The 15,127-nt window shown below is 71.4% G+C and carries 12 protein-coding genes; 5 read left to right on the forward strand and 7 right to left on the reverse strand.

Features of this window, described 5'->3' with window-relative positions:
* The first annotated feature begins 129 nt into the window (after positions 1–129).
* Positions 130–864, forward strand: a complete 735-nt coding sequence (locus CFW40_RS10935) for an MBL fold metallo-hydrolase (RefSeq protein WP_088797609.1) — start codon at positions 130–132, stop codon at positions 862–864.
* A 100-nt stretch (positions 865–964) separates the two neighbouring features.
* On the forward strand, positions 965–1,798 hold the full coding sequence (locus CFW40_RS10940; RefSeq protein ID WP_088797610.1) for a DUF3097 domain-containing protein: 834 nt from the start codon (positions 965–967) through the stop codon (positions 1,796–1,798).
* Here the strand turns inward: CFW40_RS10940 and CFW40_RS10945 are convergent.
* The 5 genes from CFW40_RS10945 to lepA all read right to left on the reverse strand — a co-directional run bounded on the left by CFW40_RS10945 (position 1,776) and on the right by lepA (position 10,462).
* Complete coding sequence (locus CFW40_RS10945) at positions 1,776–2,393, reverse strand: Uma2 family endonuclease (protein ID WP_088802041.1); 618 nt, start codon at positions 2,391–2,393, stop codon at positions 1,776–1,778. The genes CFW40_RS10940 and CFW40_RS10945 overlap by 23 nt on opposite strands.
* Positions 2,394–2,503: 110 nt before the next feature.
* On the reverse strand, positions 2,504–3,736 hold the full coding sequence (gene hemW / locus CFW40_RS10950) for a radical SAM family heme chaperone HemW (RefSeq protein ID WP_088797611.1): 1,233 nt from the start codon (positions 3,734–3,736) through the stop codon (positions 2,504–2,506).
* Between the two features lie 133 nt (positions 3,737–3,869).
* Entirely contained in the window at positions 3,870–6,017 is a 2,148-nt protein-coding gene (locus tag CFW40_RS10955) for an ATP-binding SpoIIE family protein phosphatase (protein ID WP_088797612.1), read from the reverse strand.
* 377 nt (positions 6,018–6,394) lie between these two features.
* A complete protein-coding gene (locus CFW40_RS10960) occupies positions 6,395–8,281 on the reverse strand; it encodes a long-chain fatty acid--CoA ligase (RefSeq protein ID WP_088797613.1) in 1,887 nt (628 codons plus the stop codon).
* Between the two features lie 306 nt (positions 8,282–8,587).
* Complete coding sequence (gene lepA / locus CFW40_RS10965) at positions 8,588–10,462, reverse strand: translation elongation factor 4 (protein WP_088797614.1); 1,875 nt, start codon at positions 10,460–10,462, stop codon at positions 8,588–8,590.
* 215 nt (positions 10,463–10,677) lie between these two features.
* Here lepA and rpsT point away from each other — a divergent pair, with 215 nt between their 5' ends.
* Entirely contained in the window at positions 10,678–10,944 is a 267-nt protein-coding gene (gene rpsT / locus CFW40_RS10970) for a 30S ribosomal protein S20 (protein WP_088797615.1), read from the forward strand.
* A 1,014-nt stretch (positions 10,945–11,958) separates the two neighbouring features.
* Complete coding sequence (locus CFW40_RS10975) at positions 11,959–12,636, forward strand: hypothetical protein (protein ID WP_088797616.1); 678 nt, start codon at positions 11,959–11,961, stop codon at positions 12,634–12,636.
* Between the two features lie 210 nt (positions 12,637–12,846).
* Here the strand turns inward: CFW40_RS10975 and holA are convergent, their stop codons facing one another.
* On the reverse strand, positions 12,847–13,830 hold the full coding sequence (gene holA / locus CFW40_RS10980) for a DNA polymerase III subunit delta (RefSeq protein WP_088802042.1): 984 nt from the start codon (positions 13,828–13,830) through the stop codon (positions 12,847–12,849).
* 130 nt (positions 13,831–13,960) lie between these two features.
* Between holA and CFW40_RS10985 the strand changes: the two genes are divergently transcribed.
* Positions 13,961–14,245 carry a hypothetical protein gene (locus CFW40_RS10985; protein WP_088797617.1) on the forward strand — a complete coding sequence of 95 codons (285 nt, stop codon included), beginning with the start codon at positions 13,961–13,963 and terminating at the stop codon, positions 14,243–14,245.
* 73 nt (positions 14,246–14,318) lie between these two features.
* Here the strand turns inward: CFW40_RS10985 and CFW40_RS10990 are convergent, their stop codons facing one another.
* Positions 14,319–15,116: an arylamine N-acetyltransferase gene (locus CFW40_RS10990; RefSeq protein WP_088797618.1), complete on the reverse strand. Its 798-nt coding sequence runs from the start codon at positions 15,114–15,116 to the stop codon at positions 14,319–14,321.
* Between the last annotated feature and the right edge of the window lie 11 nt (positions 15,117–15,127).

Consider the following 15,127-nt stretch of genomic DNA (forward strand, 5'->3'; position numbering starts at 1 on the left):
CAGACCTTGAGCCAGTGTACGGCCGGGTAGCACGGGCGCGGCAAGGGCGGGCGCGCGGAGTGCTCGCCGGATGACCGTGTTCGGCCGATCTGTCGGGCAACGCTATCGCGATGGCGCTAGCGTCTCGGTATGCGTACAGCTTGGGAAGAGGCCGGTTGGGAACGACTCGGTGACGGCGTCGCCAGGCGCCGGATGCCGGGCTGGGACGAGACGGTCGGGGTGATCGCGGGGAGCACCGGGGTCATCGTCGTCGACACCGGCGCGACCCTGCGCGACGGTGCGGAGCTGCGCCGGACGATCCGCGGGGTGCTGGGCCGGGACGTGACGCATATCGCGCTCACCCACCCCCACTTCGATCATGTGCTGGGCACCGCCGCCTTCGCGGGCGTCGCGGTGTTCGGGGCGGCCGGCCTGGGCGAGCTGCTGCGCCGCGGCAAGGACGAGCTGCGGCACGACGCGATCCGGCACGGTGTCGCGCGGGACGCCGCCGCGGAGGCCGCCGATCTGCTCGTCGCCCCGCACCACCAGGTGCACGGCCAGCTGACCGTCGAGCTGGGCGACCGGCAGGTGCTGCTCGCCAACGTCGGCCCCGGGCACACCGCCCACGATCTGGCGGTCCTGGTACCGGGCCGGGGCGGCGAGCCGGAGATCGTCTTCTGCGGCGATCTGGTCGAGGAGTCCGGCGAGCCCCAGGCGGGCCCCGACGCTCTGCCGCGGCAGTGGCCCGGCGCGCTGGACCGGCTGCTGGCCCTCGGCGGCGAGGAGGCACGGTACGTTCCCGGCCATGGCGCCGTGGTGGACGCCCGCTTCGTCCGCGCCCAACGCGACGCCCTGGCGGCCCGCTTCGGCGTGGCGCCTTCCTGACCACTGCCCGCCGGCCCGCCGCCCCTTTCCGGTCTCGACACCACCGCTTCCGGCCTCCACACACCACCGCCCGCCCTCCCCGACGGAACAGGCCCACCCGATGCAGAGCAAGCGCTACAGCCCCGACCTCACCCCACCGTGGAAGAAGCAGCGGCCCGCGCCCGAGGTGCCGGCCGAGCCCGATCTGGTCGTCGAGGAGGTCACCTCGGGCTTCTGCGGCGCCGTGATCCGCTGCGAGAAGACGGCACAGGGCCCGACGGTCACCCTGGAGGACCGCTTCGGCAAGCACCGGGTCTTCCCCATGGAGCCACGCGGCTTCCTCCTGGAGGGGCGGGTGGTCACGCTCGTACGCCCCCATGACCGGCCGGCGGCCACCGCGCCGGCGCGTACGGCATCGGGATCACTCGCCGTGCCCGGCGCCCGCGCACGGGTCGCCCGCGCCGGGCGCATCTATGTGGAGGGCCGGCACGACGCCGAGCTGGTGGAGCGGGTGTGGGGCGACGACCTGCGCATCGAGGGCGTGGTCGTGGAGTACCTGGAGGGCATCGACGACCTGCCGACGATCGTCCGCGGCTTCGCCCCCGGCCCGGACGCCCGCCTCGGCGTCCTCGTCGACCACCTCGTGCCCGGCTCGAAGGAGTCGCGCATCGCGGCCGGGGTGACCGGGGACCATGCGCTGGTGGTGGGCCACCCCTACATCGACATCTGGGAGGCGGTGAAGCCGTCCTCGGTCGGGATCGCGGCCTGGCCGTCCGTTCCGCACGGGCAGGACTGGAAGACCGGGGTGTGCCGGGCGCTGGGCTGGCCGGAGAACACGGGCGCCGCCTGGCAGCGCATCCTGTCCTGCGTGCGCTCCTACAAGGACCTGGAGCCGGCGCTGCTGGGGCGGGTGGAGGAGCTGATCGACTTCGTCACGGCCGGCGGTGCGGCCTGACGTTGGGGAGGGTGCCGAATTCGCTGGTGTCCAAGTCGACGTCGAGCAGCGCCAACGGCACGGATTCGCCGAATTTACCGATCCGCTGAGCCCGGTAGTCAGCATCCTCACCGCTGCCGACAGGCTCGGTGAACAGGACACATTGAGCCATGATGGGGTCGACGACGAGGTAGGCGGGAATCCCTCCCGCCGCGTAGATCGAGCGCTTGACGCCGTAATCACGGTCAACGCTGTTCTTGGAGACGACCTCGACCAGCATCGTGATCAACTGGGCCGGCAGCAGCCGACCCGACTCCGGCCCCGCATCGCGCTCCAACACGACGAGGTCAGGCTGGGGCTCACTGGTCTCGCTCAGCAGATCGATGTCCTGGGTCTGGAGACAGTCCCACTTCTGGTCCGGAATCTGACGCAGAACCCTCAGCACGATCCGGTTGTGGACCAGATCCGGCCCCGCCATCATCACGATTTCCCCCCGCAGAAGCTCCACCTTGAAGTCCTCGGGAACCTCCAGGCTCTCGAAGAACTTCACCATGTTGCTCGTGGTCGGCTCGATATCCACGTTGCCCGTGGTCGGTCGGTCATCCACAGCGGTCATCTCCGTGGTCCTCCACATCACGCCGCGTGCATTTGGCAGCAGCCTAGGGAGAGCGTAGGCAGGCAGGCACCGGGCTCGCATTGGTTCACTCATTCGAGCACAGCGGCATCTCAGTCCACCAGATCCCGCACCACCGCATCCGCCAGCAGCCGCCCCCGGAGGGTCAGGACGGCGCGGCCCGCCTCGTACGGGCCGGGCTCCAGCAGGCCGTCGGCCAGTGTGCGGGCCGCCGCACGCGCGCCCGCCGGGGCGAGGATGTCCAGGGGGCAGCCGTCCGCCAGGCGCAGTTCCAGGAGGATGCGTTCGACCCGGCGGTCCTCGTCCGTCAGGAGTTCGCGGCCGGCGCCCGGGGAGCGGCCTTCGGTAAGGGCCTGGGCGTAGGCGCCGGGGTGTTTGACGTTCCACCAGCGGACGCCGCCGACGTGGCTGTGGGCGCCGGGGCCTGCGCCCCACCAGTCGGCGCCGGTCCAGTACAGCTCGTTGTGGCGGCAGCGGGCGGCGTCGGTGGTGGCCCAGTTGGAGACCTCGTACCAGCGGTAACCGGCCGCGGCGAGGCGTTCGTCGGCGATGAGGTAGCGGTCGGCGTGGACGTCGTCGTCGGTCATCGGGACCTCGCCGCGGCGGATCCGGCGGGCCAGCTGGGTGCCCTCCTCGACGATCAGGGCGTAGGCGGAGACATGGTCGGGGCCGGCCCCGAGCGCGGCGTCGAGGGAGGCCCGCCAGTCGTCGTCGGTCTCACCGGGGGTGCCGTAGATCAGGTCGAGGTTGACGTGATCGAAGCCGGCCGCGCGGGCCTCGGCGACGCAGGCCTCGGGGCGGCCGGGGGTGTGGGTGCGGTCGAGGATCTTCAGGACGTGCTGCCGGGCGCTCTGCATGCCGAAGGAGACCCGGTTGAAGCCGCCCGCGAGCAGCCCGTCGAGGTAGCGGGGGTCGACGGACTCCGGATTGGCCTCGGTGGTGATCTCCGCGCCCGGCGCCAGGCCGAACTCCTCGCGGATCGCGGCCAGCATCCGGCCGAGATCCGCCGCGGGCAGCAGGGTCGGGGTGCCGCCGCCGACGAAGACCGTCTCGACGGGGCGCGGGTCCTCGCCCAGGACCTTGCGGGCCAGCCGGATCTCGTCCACGACGGTGTCGGCGTAGTTGTCGCGGGAGGCCAGGGCGCCGCCGGAGCCGCGCAGCTCGCTCGCGGTGTAGGTGTTGAAGTCGCAGTAGCCGCAGCGGGTCGCGCAGTACGGCACATGCAGATAGAAGCCCAGGGGCCGGCCGGCGGCGGCCGCCGGCGTATGACCGGGCAGCGCCCCGTCCTCGGGCATCGGCTCACCATCGGGCAGTGCGGAAGGCATGGGAACCATTGTCCGTCATGGCGGGGCGGTGGCGGTCCCGGCGCGGTGTGCCCTACGGCACCCCGGAACTGCGCCGCCCCCCGGCCTACGGCACCCCGGGCCTATGACTCCCCCGGCCTACGCCGCCTCGGGCCTATGGCTCCCCCGGCCCGGCCGCCTGGAGGACCAGCAGGGCCAGGTCGTCGTCGGGCGGGACCGGGCCGAAGGCGTGGACGGTGTTGCGGATGTGGTCGGCGAGGGCGGTGGCGCCCAGGCCGGCGCCCGCGGCGAGGGTGAGGGCCAGACCGTCCTCGTCGTCGAAGAGCCGCCTTCCCGAGCGCCGCTCGGTCACCCCATCGGTGACGCACAGAAGCGTTTCACCCGGGCAGAGGTCGAACGATTCGCTGACGTACGCGGCGTCCTCCACCACTCCCAGCAGCATCTGCGGCGCCGCGACGACCCGGACCCGGCCGTCCGTGCCCAGCACCAGCGGCAGCGGGTGGCCGGCGCTGGCGAGGGTGCAGCGGGCGCCGCCGGAGCCGCCGGGGTACGGGACGATCTCGCCGTAGAGCAGGGACAGGAAGCGGGCCTGTTCGCCCTCCTCGCGGATCTCGACCGGGGCCTCCGCACCGGCACCGGCCGCCGCCACCGCCGCCGCGACCGCCGCGACCGAGTCGGCGGCCTCCCGCGCCATGGTCTTGTTGAGCCGGTCGAGCACCGCGGCCACCCCGAAGCCGTCCCGGGCCAGCAGCCGCAGCACCGGGCGGGCCAGCCCGGTCACCGCGGCCGCCTCGGGGCCGCTGCCGCAGACGTCGCCGAGGGCGAAGCACCAGCGGCCGTCCCCGGCGTCGAAGAGGTCCCAGAAGTCACCGCCCGCCCAGGCACCCTCGCGCGGTTCGTAGACCACCGCCGACTCCACGCCGGGCACCTGCGCCCGCCCGCGCGGCAGCAGCCGGCGCTGCAGGACCTGGCTGATGCGCTCCTGGCGGCTGTAGGCGCGGGCGGTGGCGACGGCGCGGGCGACCCGGCGGCCCAGGTCCTCGATCAGCCCGACCACCTCGTCGGGGAAGCGCAGCAGCCCGCTCCGGCCGAGCAGCAGGGTGCCGAGGCGGCGGCCTCCCGCGACCAGGGGGCAGGCGAGCGCGGCGCCGCCCGGCCCGTAGCCGCCCGGTTCGTACGGCCAGGGCCAGGGGACCGCGCCGGGCGCACCGCTGGGCGCGGCGCCGTCCGGCAGCTCCGGCGGCTGCTTCTCCAGCGCCGTGCGCAGCGCGTCGATCCGGCTCTCGGAGGCGTGCCAGACGCGGGCGAGCCGCTGTTCCTCGCCGTCGGCGGCGATGCCCCGGCCGGGGGCGCCGCTGTCGCCGTCGTAGAGCCACACCGCGCACCATTCGGCGAGCCGCGGCACGATCAACTGGGCGGCGAGCGAGGCGACCTGATCGGCGTCGAGCTGGCCGGAGAGCAGGTCGGAGGCCTCGGCGAGGAAGGAGAGAGCGCCGTTGTCGACCCAGCCGGCGTCGTGGTCGGGCCGGGCGGAGCGGCGCGGCGCCGGGGCCAGGAGCTCGGCGGCCCGCAGCCCGTGCCGCAGCAGCTGGCCGTCGAAGGCGAGCTCCGGCTCGGGCCCGGCGCCGTCGCGGGCGCCGACGGGCAGCCGGAACCAGACGGTCTTCATGGCCCGGCGGTAGGTGATGCCCCAGGATTCGGCGACGGCGCTGATCAGCTGGAGGCCGTGGCCGCCGTTCTCGGAGGCGGCGCTGTCCTCGTGGGCGCGGACCGGCTGGGCGGGGTGGTGGTCGGAGACCTCGATGACGAGGCCGGTGCCGGGTGTGCCGTCGAGGCCCGCGCCGGGGGCGTACGCGAGCGGCGCCGGGTACGGCTGCCCGCTCCGGCTCCCGCGGGACTCCCCGCTCCGGCCCTCATGGGGCTCCCCGCTCCGGCTCCCCGAGGATTCCGCGCCCGGCTCCCGCTCCGGCTCCAGGCGGCAGCGCAGCTCGACGGTGGTGCCCGCGTGCACCACCGCGTTCGTCACCAACTCGCTGACCAGCAGCACCGCTTCGTCCGCGAGCCGGCCGGTCAGGCTCTCCGCGCCGGCCAGCCCCTGGTCGGCCCAGTCGGCGAAGGCGGCCCGGACGAAGCGGCGGGCGGCGGCAGCGGCCTGCGGATCACCGGGCAGACTGGCCCACCGGGAACGGGCCGCGGCCCCCTCGGCAGGCCCGGCCGCGGGTCCGCCACGGGACCCGCCCGCCCTCGCCATGCGCGTCGCCGTGACACCGTCGTCCCGTGGCGACGAAGTTGTCGTCCGCATTGAGCAACTCCCGACCAGCTCCGCTACAGCGCCGGATGCGCCAACGACAGAGTGACAGAACGAGCGCAGCCATAAGCACGGAGTCACAGAAGTGGGTGGTCACGGCGTCCAATTCGGCTGACGCGCCGAGGGAGTTGGCCGACGCGCACCAAGCGGCGCCCGGGGGTACCTGCAGGAAGGCCCCCGGCGGCGGCCACGGTTCCCGCCGGCCGCCGTCTTCACCCGTACGGGCGCGGCGGCATGCGACACCCCCGTACGGGCGAGAACGCGCCGTCCCGTACGAGCGCGACGCCCCGCCACCGCGACCCGCCGGCCCGTACGAGCGCGGCGGTACGGAACGCGCCGACCCGCCCCGTACCGCCGTGTCCTCCTTGCGGCTACGCCTCGCGCGTCCCCGCGTACATCTCGTCGAGCAGGTCCTTGAACACCCGCTCCACCACCGGCCGCTTGACCTTGAGGCTGGGGGTCACCTCGCCGTGCTCGATGTCCAGGTCACGCGGCAGCAGCCGGAACTTGCGGATCTGCTGCCAGCGCTGCAGCCCCTCGTTGACCCGCTCGACATAGCCGTCGATCAGCTCGCGGGCCTGCTCGGTCGCGACGACCTCGGCGTACGTCTTGCCCTCCAGGCCGTGCTCCTTGGCCCAGGTCATGATCGTCGGCTCGTCGAGGGCGATCAGGGCGGTGCAGAAGTTCCGGTTGGCGCCGTGCACCAGCACATTGGAGACGAACGGGCAGACCGCCTTGAACTGGCCCTCGACCTCGGCGGGCGCGATGTACTTGCCGCCCGAGGTCTTGATCAGGTCCTTCTTGCGGTCGGTGATCCGCAGATAGCCGTCCGGGGAGAGTTCGCCGATGTCACCGGTGTGGAACCAGCCGTCCTCCTCCAGCACCTCGGCGGTCTTGTCCGGCAGGCCGTGGTAGCCCTGCATGATGCCGGGGCCGCGCAGCAGGATCTCGCCGTCCTCGGCGATCCGCACTTCGGTGCCGGGCAGCGGCTTGCCGACCGTGCCGGTGCGGTAGGCCTCGCCGGGGTTGACGAAGCTGGCGGCGCTGGACTCCGTCAGGCCGTAGCCCTCCAGGATGTGGATACCGGCGCCGGAGAAGAAGTAGCCGATCTCCGGGGAGAGCGCGGCCGAGCCGGAGACCGCGGCGCGCAGCCGGCCGCCGAACGCCTCCCGCAGCTTGGCGTAGACGAGGGCATCGGCGATCCGGTGCTTGGCGGCGAGCGCGAACGGCACCGAGGCGTTGCCGGTGCGGCGGAAGTTGTCCTGCGAGACCTTGGCGTACTCGCGGGCCACCTCCGCCGCCCACTGGAAGATCTTGTACTTGGCGCCGCCGCCCTGCCGGGCCTTGGCCGCGACACCGTTGTAGACCTTTTCGAAGATCCGCGGCACCGCCGCCATGTACGTGGGCCGGACGACCGGCAGATTCTCGATGATCTTGTCGACCCGGCCGTCCACGGCGATCACATGGCCGGCCGCGATCTGGCCCGCGGTGAGCACCTTGCCGAAGACGTGCGCCAGCGGCAGCCAGAGGTACTGCACGTCCTCCTCGGTGACCATGCCGGTGGCCGGGATCGCCCGCGCCATGTACGCCCAGCAGTCGTGCGGGAGCTGTACGCCCTTGGGGCGGCCGGTGGTCCCGGAGGTGTAGATCAGCGTGGCCAGCTGGTCGGCGCGCAGTGCGGCGACCCGCTCCCTGACGCAGTCCGGGTGGTCCTCCAGATAGGCGGTGCCGCGCTTCTCCAGCTCGGCCAGGGTGAGCACCCAGCCCTCCGGATCGCCCTCGGCGGGCTCCGCGCCCGCCTCGTCGATGACGACGACATGCGCCAGCTCGGGCAGCTCGGCGCGCCGCTCGCGCGCCTTGGCGAGCTGTCCGGCGTCCTCCGCGATCAGCACCCGGCTGCCGGAGTCGGCCAGGATGTAGGCGGTCTCCTCGGCGTTGGTGCTGGGGTAGACCGTGGTGGTGGCGGCGCCGGAGCAGAGCACGCCGAGGTCGGCGAGGATCCACTCGACGCGGGTACCGGCGGCCAGCGCCACCCGCTCCTCGGGCAGTATGCCGAGCGCCATGAGCCCGGCGGCCACGGCGTAGACCCGTTCCGCGGCCTGCGCCCAGCTGATCGACTTCCAGTCGTCCGGTCCCGGTCCCGAGGCCGGGACGGGATAGCGATAGGCCTCGATATCGGGCGTGGCCGCGACCCGCTCCAGGAAGAGGTGCGCCACCGAAGGCGGCCGGTTTTCGATCAGCGTGTGGGTGTCCGTCACGGCGTCCTCCGGGGCCCGCTTCGATGCTGGTGACTCGCGAGTAACCTTTGAGCAGTGATCAGACTAGAGCGCGAGGCGCCGACGCGTAAGAGGCTACGACCGACTGGTTAAGGATGTGACCGGTGCGATAGGTGTACGTAGCACGCGCAATGTCCGATAGGGGCCGCGGCGCGCGTCCGCAGCGGAGCGCCGGGGACCGGGAACCGGACCGGCCGGCAGCCGTGCTCCGGAGGAAAGCCGACAGGGCACCGACCCCCCTGCCCGGGGACCCGCGCCCTGCCTTCCGCCTTCTTCCGCTTGCTCTTCCTACTTCTTCGACTTCGCGTCGCCGTCGGAGTCCGAGGACAGCACCGCGATGAAGGCCTCCTGCGGGACCTCCACGCTGCCGACCATCTTCATCCGCTTCTTGCCTTCCTTCTGCTTCTCCAGCAGCTTCCGCTTACGGGAGATGTCACCGCCGTAGCACTTGGCGAGGACGTCCTTGCGGATGGCGCGGACCGTCTCACGGGCGATGACCCGGCTGCCGATGGCGGCCTGGATCGGCACCTCGAAGCTCTGCCGCGGGATCAGCTCCCGCAGCTTGGCGACCAGCCGCACGCCGTACGCGTACGCCTTGTCCTTGTGGCAGATCGCGGAGAACGCGTCGACCTTGTCGCCGTGCAGCAGGATGTCGACCTTCACCAGGTCGGCGATCTGCTCGCCGGTGGGCTCGTAGTCCAGCGAGGCGTAGCCGCGGGTCTTGGACTTGAGCTGGTCGAAGAAGTCGAAGACGACCTCGGCGAGCGGGAGGGTGTAGCGGATCTCGACCCGGTCCTCGGAGAGGTAGTCCATGCCGAGGAGGTTGCCGCGGCGGTTCTGGCACAGCTCCATGATCGCGCCGATGAACTCGCTGGGCGCCAGGATCGTGGCCCGGACGACCGGCTCGTGCACCTTGTCGATCTTGCCGGTCGGGAACTCGCTCGGGTTGGTGACCTCGTGCTCGGCCCCGTCCTCCATGTCGACGCGGTAGACCACGTTGGGTGCGGTGGCGATCAGATCGAGGCCGAACTCGCGCTCCAGGCGCTCGCGGATGACCTCCAGGTGCAGCAGGCCCAGGAAGCCGACGCGGAAACCGAAGCCCAGGGCCGCGGAGGTCTCGGGCTCGTAGACCAGCGCGGCATCGTTGAGCTGCAGCTTGTCGAGGGCGTCGCGCAGCTCGGGGTAGTCCGAGCCGTCCAGCGGATACAGCCCTGAGAACACCATCGGCTTGGGGTCCTTGTAGCCGCCCAGCGGCTCCTCGGCTCCCTTGTTCAGCTGGGTGATCGTGTCACCCACCTTGGACTGCCGGACGTCCTTCACGCCGGTGATCAGGTAGCCCACCTCACCGACGGAGAGCCCGTCGGCCGCCTTCATCTCGGGTGAGTTCGTGCCGATCTCCAGCAGCTCGTGAGCGGCGCCGGTCGACATCATCCTGATGCGCTCGCGTTTGCCGAGCGTGCCGTCGACGACCTTCACGTAGGTCACGACACCGCGGTAGGCGTCGTAGACCGAGTCGAAGATCATCGCGCGGGCGGGGGCGTCCTTGACGCCGACCGGGGCCGGCACCTCGCGGACGACCTTGTCCAGCAGCTCGGCCACGCCGACGCCGGTCTTGGCGGAGACCCGCAGCACGTCCTCGGGCTCGCAGCCGACCAGATTGGCCAGCTCGGCGGCGAACTTCTCCGGCTGGGCGGCCGGCAGGTCGATCTTGTTGAGGACGGGGATGATCGTGAGGTCGTGCTCCATCGCCAGGTAGAGGTTGGCGAGGGTCTGGGCCTCGATGCCCTGTGCGGCGTCGACGAGGAGGATGCAGCCCTCGCACGCGGCGAGCGAGCGCGACACCTCGTAGGTGAAGTCGACGTGGCCCGGGGTGTCGATCATGTTCAGGATGTGGGTCGTCCCACTTCCCTCTTCACCCTCGGTGGGGTCCCAGGGCAGCCGGACCGCCTGGGACTTGATCGTGATGCCACGCTCGCGCTCGATGTCCATGCGGTCGAGGTACTGCGCGCGCATCTGCCGCTGGTCGACGACACCGGTGATCTGGAGCATCCGGTCGGCGAGCGTCGACTTGCCATGGTCGATGTGCGCGATGATGCAGAAGTTACGGAGGAGGGCCGGATCGGTACGGCTCGGCTCCGGCACGTTCGTAGGGGTCGCGGGCACGCAGGGTCCATTCAGTGAACGCGGGTAGGCGGGACTCGGGTATATGACGTCTCCCCCATGGTCCCATGACCGAGGGGCCCGGTCCGGTTCGGGCGAGGGCAGCGGCCCGGTTTGGGTGGCCGTAGACCCTGCTGGTAGCCTGGTCCACTGCGCTTCGTGCCCTCTCTCGTACGAGGCGCCACTCGAAACTCCAACGAACCTGAAAAGGCTCTTTCGTGGCGAACATCAAGTCCCAGATGAAGCGGATCAAGACCAACGAGAAGGCTCGTCAGCGCAACAAGGCTGTCAAGTCCACTCTGAAGACCGCGATCCGTCGCACCCGCGAGGCCGTGGAGGCCGGTGACCTGCAGAAGGCCGCCACCGCCCAGGCCGCGGCTGCCAAGAAGCTCGACAAGGCCGTCAGCAAGGGTGTCATCCACAAGAACGCCGCCGCCAACAAGAAGTCGGCGCTGGCGAAGAAGGTCGCGTCCCTCAAGGCCTGATCTTCCTCCGGAGGAGGTCACCGGCCGGTCCAGGCCTGATCTTCCTCCACCCGCAGTACCCGAAGCACCCTTGTCGGCAGGGACCCAGCGGCCCCTCTCTCCGCTCCCTGACCGATGCACCACCGTGCCGCACACGGCCTGCGTTCGCCACGCGGGTGCGGCACACCCGGCCCACTCGGCGCACTCCGCCGACCAGGCCGCAACAGCTTGATATGGAGGCCCCGCCTCACCCCTTCCCCGGGGGTGAGGCGGGGCTTTCTTTCGTTCGGTGGTGGTGGGGGCTTTTGGTGCGGGGCTTTCTCGTGGGGCCTCCGTTGTGGAGTTCTCTTTCGAGGTTTCTTCGGGGGTCTTTACTGGGGTTCTTTCACGGGGGTTCTTTCACGGGGGTTCTTTCACGTGGTTCTTTCGCGGGGGTTCTTGTGGGGTTCTGTTGCGAAGAGGCGTGGACGGCGGAATGTGTTGCGGTGTTCCCTCGCCGGGCTCCGGCTGTGGGGCCATTGCTGTGGGGCCATTGCTGCCGCGTGATTGCTGCTGTGCGATTGCTGCATTACTGCGGCGCCATTGTTGCGGGGATATCGCTTTGGGGCAGTTGAGGCGGCAGTTACCCGGCTCGCGGCAGGGGCGAAGGCGGGGTGAGCTTACGGATGGGGGCGGATGGGCAGCATTTCGGTCCGCTCACCACGGGGGAAATTCCGGTGCCGCAGAACCGGGTTCGCTTTCCGCGGGGTCCGCTACGCTGCGTCCATGTCTTTTTCGGGGGACCAGAACAATCCGTACGCCCAACCGCAGCCGAACCCATACGGCCAGGTGCCCGCACCCCAGAATCCGGTGCCCGCACAGCAAAATCCCTACGCACCGCGGAATCCCCACGCACCGGAGATTCCCTACCCACAGCAGGCCATACCTCCGGGGCAGACCGGCGGATACGGCTATCCCGCGCCCGGCGTACCCGCACCGCCCACACGGCCACCCGCGGGGGCATCCGTCGACACACCCGGGGGCGCGGGCCGTGGCATGTCCGGCTGGCTCTGGGCCGTCGGCGGGGTGGTCGCCGCGTCCGCGATCTGGGCCTCGCTGTTGTTCGCCACCGGGGGCTTCTCCTCCGAGCCCAGCCCCGACCTCGCGGGCTACGCCTACACGAGCGATCTCTGTGCGGACACCGCGATGGCCCCCTTCGAGGACGCCCGCTACAAGACCAAGGTGAGCACCGGAACGGCCTCGAAGGACGCCAATCCGCAGCACAGCGGCGCCCAGCTGAAGTCGCTGGACACGATGACGTGCAACATCTCGTTCGAGCAGGACGGCGCAAGCACCTCCGCCTACTCCTCCACCTGGCTCTACAACACCGCCACGCTGCACAAGCAGACCGACCCGACGCGGGAATTCGCCGACGGCTACCGCTCGTACGAGAAGCAGGACACCTCGGTCGGCTACAGGGTCGAGGCCGTACCGGGACTCGGCGACGAGGCCTATCTGGTGACCCGGAAGGACGACAGCAGCACGAGCAGCAGCTCGTATGTGATCCTCGGCGTCCGGGACGGCTGGATGACGTACCAGTCGACGTGGTCGAGCTATACGGCGAGCAGCGGCAGTGGCAGCGACAGCGGCAAGCAGCCGACCGCCACCGACGTGGCCACGATGCTGAAGAGCAGCGCGACGGAAACTCTCAGGCGGCTGCGCCCAGGGCGCTGATCACGCCGACGACCTTCTTCGGTGAAGGTCTGGCCTGCCCACGGGCCGACGCCGACGCCAATGCCGACACCAACGCGGACGCCGACACCAACGCGGACGCCGACGCCCATACCGACGCCGGTGCCGGCCCCGACGCCATCGCCGCCGCCGGCACCGCACTGAATCTGATCGCGCTGCTGAACGCCCTCGCCCACAGCGAGGAGCCGGCTGTCACCGCGAACGGGCCGCCCGGGCGATTGCCACGACGGCCTTCTCCAGGGCGTAGGCCGGATCGTCCCCGCCGCCCTTCACCCCCGCGTCGGCCGCTGCCACCGCGCGCAGCGCCGTGGCCACGCCGTCCGCCGACCAACCGCGCATCTGCTGCCGTACCCGGTCGATCTTCCAGGGCGGCATCCCCAGTTCGCGGGCGAGGTCGCCGGGGCGGGCGCCGCGCGGGGCGGAGGCCAGTTTGCCGATGGCGCGGACGCCTTGAGCGAGCGCGCTGGTGATCATGACGGGGGCGACGCCGGTGGCGAGGGACCAGCGCAGTGCCTCCAGCGCCTCGGCGGCCCGGCCCTCGACGGCACGGTCCGCGACGGTGAAGCTCGATGCCTCGGCCCGGCCCGTGTAGTAGCGCGCGACGACGGCCTCGTCGATGGTGCCCTCGACATCGGCGGCCAGCTGCGAACAGGCCGAGGCCAGCTCACGCAGGTCGCTGCCGATGGCGTCGACCAGCGACTGGCAGGCCTCGGGCGTCGCCGACCGCCCGGTCGCACGGAACTCGCCCCGCACAAAGGCCAGCCGGTCGGCCGGCTTGGTCATCTTGGGACAGGCCACTTCCCGCGCCCCGGCCTTGCGGGCGGCGTCCAGCAGCCCCTTCCCCTTGGCGCCGCCGGCGTGCAGCAGCACCAGCGTGATCTCCTCTGCGGGCGAACCGAGATACGCCTTGACGTCCTTGATGGTGTCCGCGGAAAGGTCCTGGGCGGCGCGTACCACGACGACCTTGCGCTCGGCGAAGAGCGAGGGGCTGGTCAGCTCGGCCAAGGTGCCGGGCTGGAGCTGATCGGGAGTGAGGTCGCGCACATCGGTGTCCGCATCGGCCGCCCGGGCAGCCGCCACCACCTGCTGCACCGCGCGATCCAGCAGCAGGTCTTCCTGGCCCACCGCGATCGTGACGGGGGCGAGCGGGTCGTCTTGAGCTGTCTTCCTGGCCATCGCGTCCAGCATCCCACGCCCCACTGACACCCCGGCCCGGCCCGGTCCGCTCTGACGCCCCGGCCCTGACCCCGCTCCGGTGCCTGCGCCGGGCCGCTCTCGGCCCCTGCCTGACAGTGGCGCCATCGCCATGTCGGACAATGGCCGGGTGAATGATGCTGCCCCACACCCACCGCACCTCCGGCACGTCCTGGTACTGCCCGACCGCGATGCCGCGGAGGAGGTGGCCGAGGCCCTGACCGAACGCTTCGGTGTCGCCGAGGATCCCCAGCTCGTACGGGACGCCCTGGCCGGTGAGGACGACGCCGAGGACGCCCAGTGGCTGGTGGTGGTCGAAGACCCGGACGCCGCCCACGACCCGGCGCGGCTGCACGACCTCGCTGCGGAGTACGAGGGCTGGCGCGAGGCCGAGTAACGACAGGGCCCGTGTCGGCCAGGGGCCGTGGGGCCGGAGACCGTGGGGCCCAGGGCCCGCGGGGGCCGCGCGCCTAAGTGCCGCTGCCTCCGGGCACCCGCACCGCTCCGACCCGGGGCTCCCGCTCCAGAACGATCCCGAAGTGTTCCCGGTAGGCGGCGAGGACTTCTCCCTCGCCCAGCTCGCGCTCGTCCCGTGCACCATCCGCCCCGGTGGTCACGAGCGTACGACCGGAGAGCGTGACCCGACCGCTCTCGGTCAGCCGTGAACACACCAGGGACCGGGTGAAGTGCGACTTGGGCGAGGTCCGGTGCCACCAGCAGCCGGCCTCGAAGTCCGCATAGGCGCGCGGTCGTTGTTCGAGGCGGTACTGCGGGTCGCCGTCCCTCAGGACATCGAGGTCTCCCTCCCGCGTCTCCTCGATCCGGAACACCCCACCGGGATCGGCCTGCTCGGCGCGGCTGTCCCAGCGCAGCGGAAAGTGGCTGTGCCTGCCGAAGCCGACGTCCGCCAGCCATGGCCCGCTCGGCGTCTGTACACGCAGCGCGAGGTGGTCGTACGGGATTCCGGGCCCGTCGGCGCCGAACACGCGGGCGGAAAGCACCTCGACCTCATAGCCGAGCGCGCCCAGGAGCAGCGCGAAAGCGCCGTTGAGTTCGTAACAGAAGCCGCCCCGCCGGGCGCGGACGATCTTGTCCAGCAGCGGCTGCTCCGCGAGCACGATCTCTTCGCCGAGGTGGATGGAGAGGTTTTCGAAGGGGACGGTCCGCAGATGGCTGAGGTGCAGCGCACGCAGCGCCTCGGCGTCCGGGGCCGCGGCGCGGACGGCACCGATCCGGTCGAGGTAGGCGTCGGCAGCAGCAGTGTCCATCAGGGGTGAGT

The organism is Streptomyces sp. 2114.4 (assembly GCF_900187385.1).
Classification (GTDB): domain Bacteria; phylum Actinomycetota; class Actinomycetes; order Streptomycetales; family Streptomycetaceae; genus Streptomyces; species Streptomyces mooreae.